Origin of the sequence: Vibrio sp. OPT24 (genome assembly GCF_015163545.1) — a bacterium.
GTDB lineage: Bacteria > Pseudomonadota > Gammaproteobacteria > Enterobacterales > Vibrionaceae > Vibrio > Vibrio cyclitrophicus.
Window position 1 is genome coordinate 1302748 of the sequence record NZ_JADDYI010000053.1, and the last position, 20013, is coordinate 1322760.

Annotated in this window: 19 protein-coding genes; 8 read left to right on the plus strand and 11 right to left on the minus strand. The window is 44.1% G+C overall.

Annotated elements, in window-relative coordinates:
• Positions 1-22 precede the first annotated feature (22 nt).
• The 7 genes from IQO02_RS19395 (at position 23) to IQO02_RS19425 (ending at position 5780) form a co-directional block, all read left to right on the plus strand.
• On the plus strand, positions 23-1348 hold the full coding sequence (locus tag IQO02_RS19395; protein WP_016793179.1) for a hypothetical protein: 1326 nt from the start codon (positions 23-25) through the stop codon (positions 1346-1348).
• 201 nt (positions 1349-1549) lie between these two features.
• Positions 1550-1789, plus strand: coding sequence for a hypothetical protein (locus tag IQO02_RS19400; RefSeq protein ID WP_016787543.1), 240 nt, complete (start codon positions 1550-1552; stop codon positions 1787-1789).
• A gap of 16 nt (positions 1790-1805) precedes the next feature.
• Entirely contained in the window at positions 1806-2279 is a 474-nt protein-coding gene (locus IQO02_RS19405; protein WP_010432739.1) for a GrpB family protein, read from the plus strand.
• 353 nt (positions 2280-2632) lie between these two features.
• On the plus strand, positions 2633-4135 hold the full coding sequence (locus tag IQO02_RS19410; RefSeq protein ID WP_010432742.1) for an RDD family protein: 1503 nt from the start codon (positions 2633-2635) through the stop codon (positions 4133-4135).
• A 285-nt stretch (positions 4136-4420) separates the two neighbouring features.
• On the plus strand, positions 4421-4939 hold the full coding sequence (locus IQO02_RS19415; protein ID WP_010432746.1) for a hypothetical protein: 519 nt from the start codon (positions 4421-4423) through the stop codon (positions 4937-4939).
• 43 nt (positions 4940-4982) lie between these two features.
• Entirely contained in the window at positions 4983-5339 is a 357-nt protein-coding gene (locus tag IQO02_RS19420) for a MerR family transcriptional regulator (RefSeq protein ID WP_010432749.1), read from the plus strand.
• Between the two features lie 60 nt (positions 5340-5399).
• Positions 5400-5780 (plus strand): carboxymuconolactone decarboxylase family protein, encoded by a 381-nt coding sequence (locus IQO02_RS19425; protein ID WP_016766958.1) that lies wholly within the window; start codon positions 5400-5402, stop codon positions 5778-5780.
• A gap of 111 nt (positions 5781-5891) precedes the next feature.
• Here the strand turns inward: IQO02_RS19425 and IQO02_RS19430 are convergent, their stop codons facing one another.
• The 9 genes from IQO02_RS19430 to IQO02_RS19470 form a co-directional block, all read right to left on the minus strand.
• Entirely contained in the window at positions 5892-6773 is an 882-nt protein-coding gene (locus tag IQO02_RS19430) for an AEC family transporter (RefSeq protein ID WP_010432753.1), read from the minus strand.
• Positions 6774-7055: 282 nt separating this feature from the next.
• Positions 7056-8390 carry a guanine deaminase gene (guaD, locus tag IQO02_RS19435; protein WP_016793180.1) on the minus strand — a complete coding sequence of 445 codons (1335 nt, stop codon included), beginning with the start codon at positions 8388-8390 and terminating at the stop codon, positions 7056-7058.
• A 59-nt stretch (positions 8391-8449) separates the two neighbouring features.
• The gene (gene xdhC / locus IQO02_RS19440; protein ID WP_016785518.1) at positions 8450-9331 is read right to left on the minus strand and encodes a xanthine dehydrogenase accessory protein XdhC; all 882 of its coding nucleotides are present in this window, start codon (positions 9329-9331) and stop codon (positions 8450-8452) included.
• A 54-nt stretch (positions 9332-9385) separates the two neighbouring features.
• Positions 9386-11791, minus strand: a complete 2406-nt coding sequence (xdhB, locus tag IQO02_RS19445; protein ID WP_065106897.1) for a xanthine dehydrogenase molybdopterin binding subunit — start codon at positions 11789-11791, stop codon at positions 9386-9388.
• A complete protein-coding gene (gene xdhA, locus IQO02_RS19450) occupies positions 11784-13229 on the minus strand; it encodes a xanthine dehydrogenase small subunit (RefSeq protein WP_032544988.1) in 1446 nt (481 codons plus the stop codon). The genes xdhB and xdhA overlap by 8 nt, the downstream gene beginning before the upstream one ends.
• A 424-nt stretch (positions 13230-13653) precedes the next feature.
• On the minus strand, positions 13654-14388 hold the full coding sequence (locus IQO02_RS19455) for a GntR family transcriptional regulator (protein ID WP_065106896.1): 735 nt from the start codon (positions 14386-14388) through the stop codon (positions 13654-13656).
• Between the two features lie 274 nt (positions 14389-14662).
• A complete protein-coding gene (locus IQO02_RS19460) occupies positions 14663-15349 on the minus strand; it encodes a DNA-3-methyladenine glycosylase I (RefSeq protein WP_016766965.1) in 687 nt (228 codons plus the stop codon).
• Positions 15350-15412: 63 nt separating this feature from the next.
• Positions 15413-16039 carry an HD domain-containing protein gene (locus IQO02_RS19465; RefSeq protein ID WP_065106895.1) on the minus strand — a complete coding sequence of 209 codons (627 nt, stop codon included), beginning with the start codon at positions 16037-16039 and terminating at the stop codon, positions 15413-15415.
• A gap of 211 nt (positions 16040-16250) precedes the next feature.
• Complete coding sequence (locus IQO02_RS19470) at positions 16251-16910, minus strand: HAD family hydrolase (RefSeq protein WP_065106894.1); 660 nt, start codon at positions 16908-16910, stop codon at positions 16251-16253.
• Between the two features lie 411 nt (positions 16911-17321).
• Between IQO02_RS19470 and IQO02_RS19475 the strand changes: the two genes are divergently transcribed.
• The gene (locus tag IQO02_RS19475) at positions 17322-18650 is read left to right on the plus strand and encodes an anaerobic C4-dicarboxylate transporter (protein WP_010432780.1); all 1329 of its coding nucleotides are present in this window, start codon (positions 17322-17324) and stop codon (positions 18648-18650) included.
• A gap of 107 nt (positions 18651-18757) precedes the next feature.
• Here the strand turns inward: IQO02_RS19475 and IQO02_RS19480 are convergent, their stop codons facing one another.
• Both IQO02_RS19480 and IQO02_RS19485 read right to left on the minus strand, forming a co-directional pair.
• On the minus strand, positions 18758-19081 hold the full coding sequence (locus IQO02_RS19480; RefSeq protein WP_065106893.1) for a DUF4144 domain-containing protein: 324 nt from the start codon (positions 19079-19081) through the stop codon (positions 18758-18760).
• Positions 19082-19174: 93 nt separating this feature from the next.
• On the minus strand, positions 19175-19966 hold the full coding sequence (locus IQO02_RS19485) for a CLCA_X family protein (protein ID WP_032544918.1): 792 nt from the start codon (positions 19964-19966) through the stop codon (positions 19175-19177).
• Positions 19967-20013: the final 47 nt, after the last annotated feature.

A 20013-nucleotide genomic window follows, 5' to 3' on the forward strand; every position in this document is an offset into this window, starting at 1 on the left:
ATAAAAATATTAAAGGGAATGTATGAGAGCGATTAGGATAATATATTTTGTGATTGCGATACTTGTTGCTCTATCAGCAGCATTTGCGATTTGGATTTACTACATAAAAGAAGGTAAAGACCTACTTAACTTTACTATATCAATTGTTGGCTTTTGTATAGCTGTCTTGGCTCTTTTTATAGCTGTTCGTACCTATACATCAATTGATAGTGTAAACAATATTACTAAAATGGACGGTAATATTCTTGATAATGAAAACTATGTAATATCGGTACCTGAACTAGTGAATCGATTCCAGCATAGTAATGAAAAAGAGCTCGGTGAAGAGTTATTCAAATCAATAGAAATTAAGTTAAAAAAGGAATCTGACACAGCTGTTCTTTTCGCCGATACTCTTCAATATATGATTGACCTGATCGTATTGTTTCCAGCGGTGTTTAACGCCAGCGATATTGATAAGCTGGAGTATCGAAAACGTATGGACTCTATCCTTGTTGAAGTAGAGAGAAGGCGTGGTATCTTGCATTCCATTAGTAAAGGTAATGCTATTCAGATTACCGAGACGATAAAGTTGTTCAAAGCTGTCGTTTCTTATCAGAGTTTTGTAGCGGATAGGAATTTCAACATTCATGCTGATTTACTGCACGTTAGAGGCCCAATTCTTCGTAATCCAGTTACTAAAACGATATATCATAATTACTTAGGACTCTATTTTAATAAAAAAGCAATGTATGTTCTTTCTAGTTCTTTGGGTTTGAAGGACGTAGATATTCTGTCTATTGGCGGCGTTGATTTGTTACTAGACAAAGTGAGCTCTATATCTCCTTCTCATAAAGAAGATGCAATCTTGTACTTTAGATCAGCATGTGAGCAGTTTGAGCGAGCGCATCTAGCGTGTGGCGATGATATTATGTGGCCGGGGTTTATTGATTATAATAAGGCTCGGACGTTATTTTTATTATCATTGTTGACCCAAGAAGAAAACCAATGGCTAAAAATAATGGAAACCGCTATTGAATCTCGAAGTAAGCTAAATAAGATGATTGAAGATGTGTTAACTATTCATCAAGACGCTAAATCTTATGTTAACGATACGCATTTACGCAATTTCTTTTTATATCAGGAAGAGCTTGCTCGTATGGTTAAGCTAAACATATTGTTAGGAACTAAGAGCCCTAACTCTCAAGAAAATCTATCGATAAATTATAAAGGAACACTACTTTCTAATACTTCAGTTGAGGACATTCAGCAACTACTTAAGCCTATTCTTTCTTTTTCAGTTGTCGAGAAATATCAACGTGAATTAGTTGATTGTCTCGCTGTTCGTTGTTCTAATCAGGTTTGTTAGTGAGCGAATAAATTTTTTGTTTAACTGACTTAAGGCGCTAATTAAAACAGTTGGCGCTTTCCCTAGCTGCATTTTTTATTGCCTCATTGAGTAGAATGAAATAGGGCTGGTTATCGCACCGATAGTTCCATATAAGGTTCTTGATCTGAATCTCTACCCATGGCACTTTCTGTTCTAAATTGACTTTAATTAGGGCAGAAAATGGAAGAGGTGATAGTCGCGTATTTTAGGGCATTAAGTGCATTCTTCAGATATATGTTTCAGTCGTTAGTGATTGAGTTCATTGGTTACGGATCTGGCTGGATAGTCTGTAAAGCATTCACACTAGGGCGCTTTCCCTCATTGATTCCAACTGAAAAAGAGCGAATCAGAATCTCCTATATCGGAGCTATTAGCATCGTGTTGTTTCTGTTAGTAATTGGTGTGTTCAATAGTTTGTGATTCGGAGTGAGGATACATGAAATTTTACCCCGCTGAACAATATCAAGCGGCTTGCAATGAGCTGTTTGTCCGATACGGACGTGACATCAAAAAGCTCATCCCTAACGCGAGAGTTGAGCACGTAGGCGCATCTTCTATTCCTTTTGCCTTGTCTAAGGGTGATTTGGATATCTTCGTAGGTGTTGAACTTGGCGAACTTGAGGATGTTATAGAGAGACTCACAACACTTGGCTTTAAAGAGAAACTCGATACCTTAAGAACACCCGAACTTTGTATGTTGGCGTCTACATCAGGGGATGATGTGGCGTTGCAAGTGGTCGCCAATGGTTCTGAGTTCGAATGCTTTCTAAGGTTTCGTGACAAGCTACGTGCGAATCCGGCATTAGTTCAGCAATATAACACCTTCAAAATGTCTTGCGAAGGTTGGCCACAAGATGAGTACCGTGAAAAGAAGTCTGACTTTATCGAGCATGTGCTGGCTGTGAAATAGCAACAGTGCCCCTAATATCTCATTTTTTAATTAACAAAAATCTTATTAATACAGAGTGTTAAGCAAAAACAACGAGCCTGTGAAGATTTATCCTCTTAAATTTCCTTCAAACTATCTTACCAAGGTTTAATTGCTAAAATTTACGCAACTAAGCTCACATATATTGCATGGAATATTAGTGGAGTTATAGGTTTGTGTTATGTTTCGCGTGATTTTATAAAGCGTGACTTATCCGTTGAAAGCAAAGTGTTTTCTTTCGGAATAATTTCAAGATTTGTCTATCAGTACGTCAACTTGGCGCTATCAAAATCGATTCCTCTACGCCAATAATCAATACCACCTTAGGAAAGGACATGTCTGAAGCAATAGAAAACACCCCTGCAATTGTACTCGCGTCTCGATGGTCTCGTTTATGGGCATCTATCATTGATGTTTTCGTGTGTGCGATTTTCATTGTTCCTGTTTTTCTATATGGCGGTTTGTACGATAAATTGCTTTCCAGTGAAACCATTGAGCTAACAGAACAAGTTGCTCTGACTGTTTATGGTTGGGTGGTTTACTTTTTGTGCCAAGGGTACTTACTTCACAAGAAGGGGCAGACAATTGGTAAAAATCTAATGGATATTGCGATTGTCGATATGGAAGGTAAACAAATAGGTTTGCTAAACATAGTGGGCAAACGAATCATTCCTATGGTGGCTATAGCTTACATACCTTTTATTGGTCCATTTATACCGACGTTAGATTATCTGTTTGTTTTTCGCAAAGACAAACGCTGCTTACATGACTTAATCGCTGGCACTCAAGTTGTCATTGTTTCAAAGAAAAGTTCAGGTAGCGACAACTCTGAAATTAGTGAAAATACAACGGAAGTTATCCCTGCATCTCGATGGCCTCGTCTTTTAGCGTTTTTTATTGATGGTGTTATTACGGCTGCCATCATTGCGCCAATCTTTATGTATACAGATTATTTTCAAAAAACAATCGATACAGGGGTGATAGACCTTAGAGAAGTCGCTGCTGTCTATGCCTATTTAGGGCTGATGTTTTTATTGGTACATGGGTATTTACTGAATAAGAAGGGACAGACGATTGGCAAACATCTAATGGAAATTGCGATTGTCGATATGGAAGGTAAATCTATAGGGTTATATAAAATAGTGGGTAAACGAATGATACCTATGATTACCTTTACTATTATACCTATCACTGGCCATTTAATATCCATGTTGGATTCTCTTTTTATTTTCCGAAAAAACAGACGTTGCTTGCATGACTTAATCGCAGGCACTCAAGTTGTTAGTGTGTCAGCCAACAATTTGGGGAAAAATAAGCACGAATCATTAGAAAGCCTGTCACCGACAGTTGAAAATGTACCTGAAGTAAGACTTGCGTCTAGATGGTTACGCTTTTGGGCCATTTTTATTGATGTCCTAATTGCTGTAGCTACTGTGACGCCAATTTATCTCTATACCGATTATTTCCAAAAAATATTTGAAACAGGGACGGCTGATACAGCAGAACTAATAGCTGTCACTGCTTACGGTTGGTTCGTGTTCCTTTTGTTGAATGGTTATTTACTGCATAAGAAAGGGCAGACTATTGGCAAAAATGTAATGGAAATCGCGATTGTCGATATGAAGGGCGAACAAATGGGGTTGTTCAATATACTGGGTAAACGAGTCCTACCGATGACAGTCGTTATATATATCCCTTTGATTGGTCAATTTATTGCGTTGCTAAACTATCTATTTGCTTTACGTAAAAACAGACGTTGCTTGCATGACTTAATCGCGGGAAGCCAGGTTGTTAGTGTTGCTGTTCCTAGAAACCTCGATTTTAGTACCATCAAATAATTCCGAAGTAAGTTTAGTCTCGGTAACTATATGCTCAAATAAACAGCGCCAACGCCAATCTTGGTGCTGTTTTTACCTTCCCCTTACACTCTTTTCAAATATCGAACCTAGTATCAAATTTCTCTTTGTTATACAGGCAAGTTTCTCATTATGAAGAACTTCTTCGATAGCGAACTCATGCTCTCTAGCTCTTTGAATTTCGTTTTGCTATCACTAGGGCTAACGCTCATCTTACATATTCCAATTTTGTGTGGGTTCAACTTGAGCCGACGAAAGTGGAAATTGATGGATTATTTATGGCCGTTGTTGGCGGGTATCGGCATGCTTGGTGCTGTGTCTGAAATTCGCGCATCGGTGGCCGGTGATTGGGTTGAGACAGAACAAACCAGAGCGGTCGCTATTTTAGAGTCGATTCAGCAGTTTTCTTTGGATAAATTAAGAAGTGATCTCTGCACCGGTCAGCCGTCTTTAGACATTAATGGTCAGTACCACGAAGCGTGTTTGTGGTATTTGAATACAGCGATCACATTCAAAGATGTCGATTTCACTCTGTTGCCCAATGCTGCCGATTTTACGGTTCCTGAACCTAGCGTATCGCTGGTGGAAAGCGACGCCGTGTGGGTGAGTGGTATGCTGAGTCAGTATGAGAAGCAGAAAAACCAGTACATAAAAACCAGAGAAGCGCAGGTGAAGCAGCCACTAGAAAGCATCTTTTGGTATGTGAGTCCTTACTTAGTGTGTTTTGCTATTGCTTTACGTTTGACGAAAGTGACCGCAGAGCTCAAATTAGATAAGTGCGCATAGTTTGAGTTCCTAGTACTTATACCCAGATAGAAAAGGTGAAGTAATGAATGTGAGTGAGTTTTCTCGGTTGGTGGGGTTGTCGGCTCACACGCTTCGCTATTATGAAAAAATAGGCTTGCTGAAAAATATTCAACGAAACAGTAGCGGCCATCGAGTGTATACATCGAAGGACGTTACTTGGATTGAGTTTGTGAAGCGCCTGAAAGATACCGCAATGCCACTGGATGAAATTCTAGAGTACGCAAAGCTGAGGGAGTTAGGGCCAGAGTCGACTTCTCAGCGGCAAGTGTTACTCGAACAACATCAACAGAATTTGCGAGCTCATATCGAAGAGCAACAAAAACATCTGGCAGCGTTAGAGCAAAAAATTAGTTTGTATCGAGATGGAAAAGTCCGTTGACTTAGAGTCGACTCTAACTTGTAAGGTGTTCCTGTGAACTATAAATACAGGAACAGACTCATGAATCAATCACGTTTTGAAACTGGCTTAGAAAGGCTTAATCATATCGACGGAGAAGCAGGGCAACAGGTTATCGAAAGCCTGCAAGATATCTGTCCTGATCTTGCCAAATATACTATCGAGTATCCCTTTGGTGACGTCTATTCACGCACCGGTTTGGATTTGAAATCGCGAGAGATTGCGACCGTGGCAGCTCTCACTGCACTTGGCAATTGTGCGCCTCAGCTTAAGGTACATTTGAATGCAGCACTCAATGTTGGATGTAGCGAGGAAGAGATCAAAGAAGTGATATTGCAGATGTCGGTCTATGCGGGATTCCCTTCGGCACTCAATGGCATGTTTGCTTTCAAGGAAGTACTTGCTGAAAGAAACACAGCCTAAGATAAACAGAAAATATAGTCTGAAAAGGGAGCGCCAACTCTGCTAAGTTGCGCTCCCTTTTTATTGATTTGTTAAGTTTTAAAGGTCGTAAACCTGAAGGTTCGTGGTTCTTTAAGGCGACAAAGACAGCGCGAACGACAGCAAAATCGGTAAGGTAATCACGCTCAAGAAGTTACCAAACAACACCATAGACGCGACCTTCGGAGGTTCTACATTGAACCTTTCAGCGAACAGGTAGTTCATCACGGCGGGTGGCAACATGGTGAACAACACCATCATTTGTAGGTGCAACGTAGGCAACGGGATAAAGAAGTAGATGATGGTAAAGGCGATGGATCCTGTAAACAGCGATTGAGCGGTACAAAATAAGCCAACTTTGAGTCCGCTTAGCTTTAAGTTCACCATTTGCGAGCCCAGCGACAACAACATGATAGGCACGGCGGCTTGGCCGAGTAGCGATGTGGCTTCATAGATTGGATTCCACACTGCAATGCCAGACAGGTTGAGCGTCATCGCTAATGCAGCGGCTAAGAAGATCGGCATCTTAAGAATCTGTTTTATCGGGTTACCATCACTTAGTAATGCCAAACCTACACTAATATGGACACATGCCGACACCACAAATAGCAGTACTGCAGGGGCTAATGCGCTTTCGCCAAAGGTATAAGTGAACAGGGGAATTGCAAGGTTGCCACTGTTACGAAACATGTGTGGGGGAGCCCAAGCTTTGAAGTTGAGCTTAAAGATCTTACAGATCGGAATCATCAACAATGCTGGCACTAGTACCGCAACTAAAGAAGCGGTGATGAGTGGCAGTTGTTCTGTGTCGAGAGGCATGGTGGTCAGCGATGCAAATACTAGCGCAGGAATACACACATCCATGTTGATGCGATTGATTGGTTTAAAATCGGGCTTAAGCCAACGACCGACTGCAAAGCCAGCACTGGCTAAAGCAAAAACGGGAAACAGAATGCTGACGACCTGTTCAAACATAGAATTCCTTTCTAAGAGAGTGTTGGTTCTGTTTTAAACGGAAAAAGCTGACTGTCTGAAAAAATGTGCAAACTCTCACCGAGTAAACCTAACCTATCAATATAAGCCGGCCACGTCATGGGTATGAAGCACACGATGAGCAATAATTTATATTTCTTTGAATTAATGACAAAAAAAGACCAGCAGTGTTAACGGCTGGTCTTTAAAAGCTAGATAAATCTGGACGGATTATTTAATAAACGACGGTTGCCACTATCTAGCGATTGTTACTCGACTTTAAGATTAGCTAACGAGCTTCTTATAATCTTTAAAGTTAACGTCGTAGGCTTTTTCGCCGTAGATATAAGTCTCGCTAACGGTTCTGTCGTCACCCAAGCTCATTAATACAAACAGTTTCTCTTCAAGCTTAGTGGTTTGTTCCATTCTAAAACGCATCAGCTGAGTGGCGTGTAGATCCAATACCACGAAATCCGCTTCTTTTCCGACTTCCAAGTTCCCAATCTTGTCTTCTAAATGCAGTGAACGTGCCCCGCCTAGTGTTGCTAAGAACAGCGACTTAGCCGGGTGCAGCTTCTTATGTTGTAGCTGCATGATTTTGTACGCTTCACTCATGGTTTGCAGGATTGAGAAGCTAGTACCAGCGCCTACGTCGGTACCTATACCGACACGAATGCCGTGATCTTCCATCTCAGGTAATCGAAACAAGCCCGAGCCTAAGAATAGGTTTGAGGTTGGGCAAAATGCGATGGCAGATTCAGTATCGGCAAGGCGTTTGCATTCACAATCAGAAAGGTGAATACCATGAGCAAATACCGAACGCTTGTGAAGCAATCCGTAATGGTCATACACATCTAGGTAACTGTTGCGCTCTGGGAACAACGATTTCACCCACTCGATCTCTTTCTCGTTTTCAGAAAGGTGAGTATGCATGTACACATCGGGATATTCTTCTAGCAGTTTACCGACAGTAGCAAGTTGCTCTGGTGTACTGGTTGGGGCAAAGCGAGGTGTCACGGCGTAAAGCAAACGTCTGCGGTTGTGCCATTTCTCAATCAGTTCCTTGGATTCAGCATAGCCTGATTCTGGTGTATCTGTGAGGTAATCGGGCGCATTGCGATCCATCAGTACCTTGCCCGCTATCATGCGTAGGTTACGCTTTTCGGCTTCTTCAAAGAATACATTCACCGACTCTTTGTGTACGGTGCCGAATACCAATGCTGTAGTCGTACCGTTGCTGGCCAGTTCGTCAAGAAATAGTTTGGCTACTTTTTGTGCGTAGACGGGGTTCTTGAAGCGCTTTTCTTCTGGAAAGGTGTAGTTTTCTAACCAATCAAGAAGCTGCTCACCATAAGATGCAATCATCCCTGTTTGAGGGTAGTGGATGTGCGTATCAATAAAGCCAGAGGTGATCAGCTTATCTTTGTATTCTTTTACTTCGAGTGTTTTTGGTTGGCGAGCCAATACTTCATTGGCATGCCCTAAATCGACGACATGGCCGTTCTCTATGACTAAAACACCGTCTTCAAAATAGTCGTAAGACTCATCGATACCGACATCTTTTGGATCGGCTACGCTATGTAAAATACTGGCGCGATAAGCTTTGCGTTGCGTTGTCATGTTTACTTCCTTTTAATGACTTCAGTGAGATCTTGTCCATTGAAGCTTTGCGACTTGTGTTAGGCGATCTTTTCTTCCAATGGTGGCTCACCTATATCGCTTGATTGACTGTGTTGAACGGTCAAATCTTGATTTCGATAGTGTTTGGTCGGGCGCTTTTGTTCAAGCGCTTGGCCTTGATAGTGTGCGATCAATTCACCTGCAACCGATACCGCAATTTCCGCAGGGTGTTTGCCATTCACTGTGCTAATGCCAATCGGGCAAAGCATAGTTTCTATCTGTTCCTGGCTGTAGCCACGCTGCTCTAAGCGGAAGTCGAATTTCTTACGCTTCGTAAGCGAACCAATCATGCCAAAGTAACGGCTATCTTCACGGTCAATAATCGCTTTGGTCAGGTCGAAATCGAGCTGGTGGTTGTGCGTCATCACAAGGTAATAGCTGTTCGGTGGCATGTGTTTCACTTCGCCAACCGGATCATCTGAGACAAGCTTTTTAACACCGTGTGGCAGCGTTTCAGGGAATACTTCTTCACGCTCATCAATCCAGGTCACGCGGAAGGGCAGGGTTGCGACAATGTGCAGCAGCGCTTTGGCAACATGGCCTGCGCCGAACAGCACAAGGTGGTTCTGCTGAGTGCCAATCGGTTCGAAGCTTAACGTTGCCACTCCGCCACAACATTGGCCTAAACGAGCGCCTAGGTTGAAGCGTTCCACTTTGAGCGATTTTTCGCTGGCAATCAGCATTTCGCGAGCCATTTTAGTGGCCACATGTTCAAGGTGACCACCACCAATCGTGGCTATGATTCGGTCACGAGTGACAAGCATTTTTGTGCCCGCATCGCGTGGAACAGACCCCCTGTCTTCGAGCACCGTCACCATTACACATGGCTCGTAGTTCTCTTCCAGTTTTGCCAGTTCGTGAATCCAATTATCCTTAAACATATGTCCTCCTAAATCCCTTTTTATGCTTCCCAAGCTAAACGATCTATATGAGCCTTAAGCCGTTTCTGATTGAGCATCGACCGAAGTCGGAGCCGTTTCAGTGACTTCCTGAATCGCCATCAGAATACGTTCTGGCGTTGCAGGTGTGTTGAGCTTAGGAATCGCCCCATCGACGGCGACATAGCTAATCGCATCTTTCAGTGCGCTCCATACCGACATACCCAACATGAAAGGCGGTTCACCCACGGCTTTCGAGTTGAAGACGGTGTCTTCTGGGTTGTTACGGTTTTCTAAAAGATGCGTTCTGAAATCAATTGGCATATCAGCAATCGCCGGGATCTTGTAACTCGCAGGACCATTGGTCATCAAGCGGCCTTGCTGGTTCCAAACCAACTCTTCCGTCGTTAACCAACCGACACCTTGCACAAAGCCACCTTCGACTTGGCCGATATCAATCGCAGGGTTCAGTGAAGCGCCCACATCATGCAGAATATCGACACGCAGAATCTTGTTTTCACCGGTTAGGGTATCGATGATAACTTCTGAGCAAGATGCTCCGTATGCGTAGTAGTAGAACGGGCGACCGCGCGCGTTCTCGTGATCGTAATAGATCTTCGGAGTGCGGTAGAAGCCAGTGCTCGACAGCGAGATTTGGTTAAACCAAGCCAGTTCAACAAACGAGTTGAAGGTCATGATCTCATCGCGGATTTGCACCATGCCGTTCTTAAATACCACTTCTTCAGGCCACACTTTGAAGTGCGAAGCCGCGAAGTCAATCAGACGCTGCTTAATGGTCATTGCGGCGTTTTGCGCGGCCTTACCGTTGAGGTCGGTGCCCGATGAGGCTGCGGTTGGTGATGTGTTCGGAACTTTGCCTGTGTTTGTAGCGGTGATCTGGATACGTTCGACATCGACTTGGAACTCCTGTGCAACGATTTGTGCCACTTTGATGTTCAAGCCTTGCCCCATTTCCGTACCACCGTGATTCAAATGAATACTGCCATCGGTGTAGATATGGATGAGCGCACCTGCTTGGTTCAAGAAAGTCGCAGTAAACGAGATGCCAAATTTCACTGGTGTGATCGCAAGGCCTTTCTTCAAAATAGGGCTTTGCTTGTTGAACTCGGCAATGTCTTTACGACGTGCGTGATAGTCACTGCTGCGTTCAAGCTGTTCAGTTATCTCAGGTAAAAAGTTGTCTTCAACGGTTTGGTAGTAATGGGTCACGTTACGGCCTTCTTCGCCGTAGTAGTTCGCCTTACGTACTTCCAAAGGATCTTTTTTCAGGTAACGCGCAATCTCGTCCATGATGTGTTCGATGGTCATCATGCCTTGCGGACCACCAAAGCCACGGTAAGCGGTATTCGATGCCGTGTTGGTTTTGCATCGATGACCGACCACAGTTGCATCACCTAAGTAATAGGCGTTGTCTGAGTGGAACATTGCTCGGTCGACGATAGAACTTGATAAATCTGGCGAGTAACCACAGTTACCTGCAACGGTAATGTCGGCACCTTGAATCATACCATTGTCGTCAAAACCGACCGTATATTGGTTGTAGAACGGGTGGCGTTTACCGGTTTGCTGCATGTCTTCATTGCGCAGCAAACGCATTTTGGTTGGTCGGCCTGTAAGGTGGGCAATAACCGCAGCCATACATGCTGGAGAGGCCGCTTGAGTCTCTTTACCACCGAAACCACCACCCATACGACGCATATCAATCACGACTTTGTGCATCGGCACGCCAATCACTTCCGCAACCAACTTTTGAACTTCGGTCGGGTTTTGAGTCGAGGTGTACACGATCATGCCGCCGTCTTCGGTTGGCATCACGCTACTGATTTGAGTTTCTAGGTAGAAGTGCTCTTGGCCGCCGATCTCTAGATCACCTGAGATCACATGTTTCGCTTTTGCCAGCGCGGCTTTCGAGTCACCACGTTGTTGAGTGTGGCTTTCTGTTACGAAGTGCTCTTTCTCTAGCGCTTCTTTTACATCAAGAATGGCGGGTAGCTCTTCGTATTCAATAATGGCTGCATGTGCGGCTTTGCGTGCCGTCTCTAAATCGTTGGCTGCCACGGCAATCACAGGTTGGCCGTAGTATTCTACTTTGCCATCAGCGAGCAGTGGGTCACCCGGTAGGATGGCACCGATATCCAGTTCACCCGGTACGTCCTTGGCTTGAATGGCAATCGCCACGCCTTCGAATTCGTAACACGGAGATAGGTCTATTTTGGTGATGTTGCCGTGCGCTTGCGTGCTCAGGCGTGCGTATACGTGCAGCTGATTCGGGAACTCTAGGCGATCATCAATGTACACCGCTTCGCCTGTGACTTGCTTGGCTGCACTGTCGTGTTTAACGCTTTTACCTACGCCAGTTTTTAGGTCTTGTTTTGCAATGGTAACCATCTCTTCGTGGGTCATCGCATTGCTCTTGTGACCAGAGGAATTTGATTTAGACATAAGACGTTACCCTTGTTTCGATTTGGTTGTTTTTGTTCTGTCGTTCAATGAAGTAACGACGCAACATATTGGCCGCCGACAATGAACGGTATTCTTGGCTGGCACGGAAATCAGATAGCGGCTCAAAGTCGTTATACAGTTCCTGCATCGCTAACTTAATATTAGCGTCTGTCCACGGTTTACCTAATAACGTATTTTCACAACGCGCCGCGCGCTTAGGTGTTGCAGCCATACCACCGAAGGCGATACGAGCGTAAGAAACCTTGCCATCTTCGATTTGAATATCAAACGCACCACACACCGCAGAGATGTCATCGTCTAAACGTTTAGACAGTTTGTAAGCTCGAAAGCTGTCGTTGCTTGTTTTAGGAATGATGATCTGTTCAATGAACTCACTCTCTTTCTGCGCTGTCACTTTGTAGCTGATGAAGTAATCTTCAATCGGCATTGTGCGAGACTCGTCACCGCAACGAAGTTTGATCTTCGCGTTCAGGGCAATCAGCAGAGGAGGGGTGTCACCGATAGGTGAAGCATTGGCTACATTGCCGCCGATGGTGCCTTGGTTGCGTACTTGCAGTGAAGCAAAGCGATGCAACAGTTCACCAAAATCTGGGTAGTGCTTTTTCAGTAGTGAGTAAGAATCACTGATAGGCAGGTTGGCACCAATGATTAAATCGGTGTCGGTCTCTTCACATACCTTCATGTCTTCAACAAGGTTCACGCTGATCAGTGTTTCAATCTCGCGATGGAATTGCGTCACTTCCAGTGCTAAATCCGTACCGCCAGCAACCAGCTTAGCGTTCGGATGCGCTTGAAAAAGCTTGGCCAGTTCATCGGTGCTTTTCGGGGAAAAAGCGGTGAGGTGACCAAGGCGTAAGTTGGCTTCGGTGTCTTGAATACTTTCTAGCTTCTTGATGGTGTTGCGTTCAAGCTCAGCAAATTGGTCGATCAAAGGCTGGTCTGTTGAAAGCGACATTGCAGCATCAACAATTGGTCGGTAACCAGTACAGCGACATAGGTTACCCGCCAGTGATTCCATGACGTCTTCTTTACTTGCATCGGGTTTGTTCTTGCCTAGTGCAAACATCGACATGATGAAGCCCGGTGTGCAGTAACCACACTGTGAACCGTGAAAATCTACCACCGCCTTCTGTACTGGGTGCAAAGAGCGATCTCGGTTTTGTAGATCTTCTACTGTGATCAGTTGCTTGCCATGCAGCGCTGAAACGAAAGTTAGGCAAGAGTTCACCGAGCGGTATTGCAGCTGTCCATTAACCACTTCACCCAGAACTACCGTACATGCACCACAGTCACCCGACCCACAACCTTCTTTTGTACCCGTTTTATTAACTTTGGTACGAAGGTAGTTGAGCACTGTCATATTTGGCGACAGATTATCTTCACGTCTTATTTCCTGATTGAGCAAAAAAGTAATCAAGAGACCTCCTTGTAAATCGACATATTTCCATGTGTATTCTTTTTGACTTCTAGGTCAATAATTATCCATCCTGACCTAAGGGTCAACTATTTATTTACAAAAACGCAACAATATGGCGCTTTGGTAGATTGTGTACAATTTATTTTCTATTGTAGTGACTTGTTTTATATGGATTTGACTGGTTATTTAGAAGTTTTTTGGTGAAGGTTGACTTTTGACTATGTATACAAATTAAGAGGAGTTTTTGTGATGTGAAGTATCGTTACTATTCAACTTTTCTGAAGTGTTGAGGTAATAGAGAGCAAAATTTCCGGGCAAAGCTGCGTTGATTTTATAAGGTAAAAAGAGGGATTCAGGTATAAAGAAGAGAAGTGAACACAATTGGTTCACTTCTGCCGATTTATAAAAATTGTTGTTTAAAGGACTATGATTTCTTCTTAAGCAGATCGGAGAATACCACATGTAGATCACTAGAAGCTGTGCTGCTGTCTAGGTTGAGTTTAGAACGAATATGGCTTAGATGTTCTTGCATCAACTCGACGGCTTGTTGTTCGTTGCCTGACTCTATTGCATCCAGTAAGCCGGAGTGTTCGTCTAAAGAACAGTTTGAGTGGTTGCCCGTTTCGTATTGAGCGATCAGCAGTGAGGTTTGCGATACTAAACTGCGTTGGAAAGCCAGCAGTGGAGCGTTTTCGGCCATTTCAGCCAGTTTGATGTGGAACTCTCCAGACAAACGTAAGCCAGAGCCGTAATCACCTTGGTCGAAAGCACTGTTCTCTTTCGCGACCAATTTTCTGCACTCTTCGATTTGAGCTTTGGTCGCGTTTTTAACGGCTAGCTCGGTGATAGCAATTTCCATTACTTCACGTGCTTTAAATATCTGTTTGGCTTCGTCTACTGTTGGAGCCGCAATCACAGCTCCTCGGTTAGGGCGGATCACCACAACTTGCTCCAAAGAGAGTCGTAGTAAGGCACGACGGATAATAGTACGGCTAACGCCAAAGATTTCTGCGAGGGCTTCTTCGCTTAATTTGGTGGCTGGTGGCAGCCTTTGTTCTAGTATCGCGTCGAAGATATGGCAGTAAACAACATCGTCTTGAGTCTGGCCTGATACTTTTGTATTTATACCTTTGGAGACAGAGTTTTTGAGAGCTGTCATAGAGATAAGGGCCCTTGTTTAGTCGAGTAGGGTGGGTTGAGCATGATTCGTGAGTGTTACCTTACATTGTATACACTTATCTATACAATGCCACTGGCTGAAAGTGCGATGTACGCTTATTTGTTAACGACTTATAACATTCAGCTTCGTACAAATCGGTGCAATATTGAACTATGTACTTTTTAAAAAGTGAGTTTTGGTTTAAAGCTTAGTGCGCATCTGGTCGAAGCTAAGTGTGTATGTAATTAAAGCTAAATGCGCGTTCTGTTTAAAGCTATACTCGATTATCGCCGCAACTGTATGCCACGATCTGACTGATTTCGCTCAGGCTACGACCTGACTGTTGCTGCCATTCGTTGAAGGCTTTACTCGCTGCCAGTTGTGCTCGCTTGGTGTTACGACCGCTATCAACCACGTCTGTGCTGCGTAGGTGTGCTTCAACATCTGATGACAAGATGAAGGTATCTTTACCCATTTGGCGCAGAGTGTAGGCTCCAGTATTACCACCTAATCGCTTGCCGTGTTTTTTCAGGTAATCCCACAGCTCGGTGATACGTTCTGATGGCCAGTCGGCAACCATTTGCGAGAAGGAATCCGCTTCACGCTTGGCATTATGGATCATCATGGCGTTGGCAGGGATGGTCATTACCTTGGTGAGGTGGCGAATAATGCGCGGGTCTTGCGCTTTCTGTTCCCACATCTCATTCGGCAGCATCAGCATCTTTTCAATATCGAACTCAAAGAATACTTCTTCAAATTGTGGCCACTTCTTTCTCACCACATTCCACGAAATACCACACTGGAAGACCTTTTCGGTAAAAGCGGCCAGCCAACGGTCATCAGTGATTTGTGATAACTCGGCTTGTGAAAGGGGCGCACGGACAATCTTTTCGAGTTCGGCCGCTCCGCCTTTACGGTGAGCCGCACGTTGATAAATGGTGTCGAATTTTTCTTGGGTCATTGAAGGTTCCAAACTAAAGCGATTCTTTATGATATGGGGACTAATTTCTATATGAAAAGGAGCTTAAGCTTCTGTCGCCAATTGAGCGAGAAAACCACGCATGTAGTCGGTGCGCTTGTTGGCTTCTAATTTGGCAGATTCTGTATTCATTGTTTCAGCCAGCTTGAATAGCTTCACGTAAAAGTGGTCGACGCTGTAATGTTTGTCATCCAAGTCACGTTGCTTCGCAAACGGGTCTTGGTGGTTATAGAGTTCTGCGTTAAAGCTCTGGCCCACATACAGGCAGCGAGCAATACCAATCGCACCGAGAGAATCTAGTCGATCGGCATCTTGGACGATTTGAGCTTCTAAGGTTTCTGGAGTGATGTTGGCACTGTAGCTGTGCGTGACAATGGCATGATGGACCTCATCCAAATAGGACGCAGGATAGTCGATAGATTTGAGGAAAGAAATCGCCTTGTCTGCTGCCATTTGCGAGCTTTGGGCTCTGTCCGGGTGGTTCTTAGGAAAGGTGAAGCAATCATGAAGGTAAGCGGCGGGTAGAACGACTTCAAGCTTGGCCTGTTCTTGGACACACAACGCCTTAGCGGTTTTGACTACGCGCTTGATGTGGCTGATGTCGTGAGCTGCATCTTGTGTCATCTCTCGATGTGCAAAATCAAGCAGTTGGTCTTCAAACTTTTCCTTCACGCGTCTCTTTCTCCATATGTAGATGTTAGCAATCTGGCTTATTACTTAGGATATATTCCACCTCGACTGTAACAGTTTCAAGCGCGAGTTTTTATCTTTTATAAAAGGAGTACCTACAAAAAAACCGACTTTGTGAGTCGGCTTGATAGAGAGGCTTGTCTATGTATTTTAGGACGAGACAGGTAAAAGCGTTATCAACGGTAATCAGAACTTAAGCAGCGGCTTGTTGAAGCTGTGCTAACACATGATGCAGGGAAGGGCTGATCGTGTGACCAAGGGCTTTGACTTCTTCGCAAGGCTCAACCAGATCTGGGATCTGGAAACTGATCATGTTTGCAGCCATCGACGCGCGAATACCGTTGTTTGAATCTTCAAACGCTAGGCAGGTTTCAGGTGCAACACCGAGGCGTTCTGCCGCTAGCAGGTAGATCTCTGGATGAGGCTTACCGTGAGTTACTTCGCAGCCTGTGCTTAACGAGGTGAAGTAAGAATCTAGGCCAGCCAACTCAAGCTTCTTTTTTGCAATATCAAGCTGAGTCGAGGTCGCCACCGCGATTGGAATGTCGTTTGATTTGAGCCATTCAAGAAGCTCAATCACGCCGTCTTTTACAGGGATCGCTTGGTTCTTAACAATCGCACTGTAACGAGTTCGCCATTCGTTGTTTAACGCAGGATAATCTAAGTCTTCACCGTAACCATTTCTAAAGATCTGTTCGATGGTTTTTGCGTTACAGCCAATAATGCCTAGGTAGACATCTTGCAAAAACGGAACACCTTGCGCGTGACATGCTTCTTCAAAAACCTGCATACAAAGTCGCTCGGTGTCGAGCAGTAGTCCATCCATATCAAAAATAGCAGCTTGAAAATTCATATCCGTGGTTCTTTATCTATTGTCGTCGTGAGAATGAGTATTTTGACATAGTGTCTAAGGATAGGCGAGTCAGCGTTGAGTTAGAATCGGAAGTATTGGGTGTGCAATATGCTTCTGAATGACTTGAAATCTCATTAATTCAAGCTGGAATAATATCGTTCAGTTATGAGCCTAATCTTTTATAGGTCATCGAGATCTAACAGATACAATTATGACTGTTATACATAACAAATCGAGGTCGGGTGTTTATTTTACTATTACATTTCATAAACTTACAGGCTTGTTAGCGTGACCATAATCTTATAAAAAACAATTTGCGGTAGCCTTCAATGATAGTGTGACCAAGCAATAAGTAAATGGCTGAGCTTAGAGACAAAATATCATTAGTCCATATTTTTAGCAGGGTTGCTTATGTTGTATTTTGAGTTTCTATTTTTATTAGTCGTACTTTATATCGGGTCTCGGTATGGTGGTATTGGCTTAGGTGTTGTTTCTGGTATTGGTTTGGTTATCGAGGTGTTTGTCTTCAAGATGCCACCAACGTCTCCACCTGTCACTGTCATGTTGATCATCCTCGCTGTTGTGACTTGTGCTTCGATTTTAGAAGCGGCGGGAGGCTTGAAATACATGCTGCAAGTTGCGGAAAGGGTACTGAGAAAGAACCCGAAACGCGTCACCTTGATAGCACCGTTCGTGACTTACTCGATGACTTTCTTATTGGGTACTGGCCACGCGGTTTACTCTATTATGCCAATCATCGGCGATGTGGCATTGAAGAACGGTATTCGTCCTGAGCGTCCAATGGCAGCTGCGTCGGTAGCATCTCAGTTGGCGATTACGGCATCACCAATCTCTGCGGCTGTGGTGTACTACCTCGCGCAGCTATCTGATATTCAACATTCTATTACTCTGCTTTCTATTTTGATGGTGACGGTTCCTGCAACATTGTTTGGTACGTTCTTACTTTCTTTGTATAGCTTAAAACGCGGGAAAGAATTGAACGACGATCCTGAATACCAAGCACGCCTAAAAGATCCTGAGTGGAAAAAACGCATTGAAAGCACCACCGCGACCTCTTTGGATGAAGTTCTGCCAACTTCGGCTCGTAATGCGGTTTTGATTTTCCTATTGTCGATTGTCGTGATTGTCATCGTGGCAATGGTGCCAGAGATCCGAACCATCGTAGACGGCGACAAGCCAATCAAGATGTCAGTGATCATCCAGATGATGATGCTCTGTTTCGGCGGTATCATTTTGCTGGCAACTAAAACTGATCCGCGTGATGTGCCAAACGGCGTGGTATTCAAATCGGGTATGGTGGCGGCGATTGCTATCTTCGGTATCGCATGGATGTCGGATACTTACTTCCAATATGCAATGCCTCAATTTAAGTCGGGCATCGTGGAAATGGTGACTAACTACCCATGGACGTTCGCACTAGCGCTATTCATTGTATCGGTTGTGGTGAACTCTCAAGCAGCAACTGCACGTATGATGCTACCTGTTGGCCTTGGCTTAGGGCTAGACCCAGCACTGCTTATCGGCTTGATGCCAGCAGTTTACGGCTACTTCTTTATCCCGAACTACCCATCAGACATCGCAACAGTGAACTTCGATGTCTCTGGCACAACCAAGATTGGTAAGTGGTACTTCAACCACTCATTCATGTCGGTTGGTTTAATCGGTGTAGTAGGCGCATGTTGTTTAGGCTACGCATTGGCTCAGATTTTTATCGCTTAATTAAACTAGCGATAACGAGATAAGAAACGAAAAACAGCGCCTATTGAGGCGCTGTTTTTGTTTAATCTGTCTTGGGCATTAGCTTTGATACGAGCTCTAAACCAATATTAACGTGGCTCAAAAGCCAAAGACTGAATCGCTTCTTCAATGGTCAGGAAGTGGATCTTCATCAGACACACTTCTGCCTTCTGGAACTCGTGATTTCGAATAAGTATAGTCACGCTTTCAACCGAATATTGGTTTGCTCGTTTCGCTAGAGACAGTTGATTTGAGTTTGATTGAAGCGAGTAGCTATCGCCTTCAGAATCAATGAGATAATCATCTTCGCCCAAGATCATGTCTGAGCATTCTGCCTGAAAATCGTTCTCGGATGCGACGTAAATAAGCTCATCGTCACCGTCGAGTTTTATCAAAGATGGCCAACTGATCATTACTGCCTCTAAATCATGGATGTTGAAATTTGAGTACCGACTATAAACACTTTCCGCTGTTGGATCACCTATTCCTCCTAACGATTTAAAACGTTACTTACTTAGAGAACGACCCAACGGCGCGAAATAACCTTGGAGTGCTTGATAAATCTCTTTGCGATGCGTGAGGTCTGGATAGAGAGGGAGCATATCCGTTTTGGTCGTACCATCGACTAAATAAGAGTTTTCGATCTCTGAGCAAGATTCTATGGTAGCTTCAAAGGCGCGCGCCATCATCTCTGTAGGTAGTGAGAAGTAACGGGTAGACATTGCTTTGTCTGCAATAACACTACGTGCAACGTAATCGTGTTTATCCAGGTTGTTGTCGCTTAGCAGGGTAGCATCGAAGAGAGACATCAAATACTCGTTTAATGGATGAGGCCGTACTTTTCTATCGTGTAACCAACAATCGGTGGCAAACAAGATCTGCTTACGAGGACCTGAGGTATCGCCAATCTCAAATGCTTTCTCAGCTATATAGTGATCAAAGGCATGCCAGAACTCATGCGCTAGCGCACCAGCGCCGGCGTTCTTGGCTAGGGCGAGTTCTCTTTGATTTGGGGCGTAGTGTGCTTGTACACCTTTTCTACCACCACTGCCGAATGCTAAACCTAACGTGCCTCGAAGGCCAATTGCTTCAGGTGGTAGAGCCAAGATATAGGCCAAATCTGCTAAAGAATCGAATATCAGATTTGCAGCCAATTCTTTCTCTTCTTTCGTCACCCAAGCTCCGACACGAATGCTTCCCATACCAAAGGTCTGTTTGATGTCCATAAAAGACACCTGATCGCCATGTCGGTAGTCTGGGCCTTTACGAGTCTTGTATTTAAAGTGGGTTAGCTTCAAAGGGTGCCTTGGAAACAGAAATAGGGTTGAATGAGATGCTATTTTGG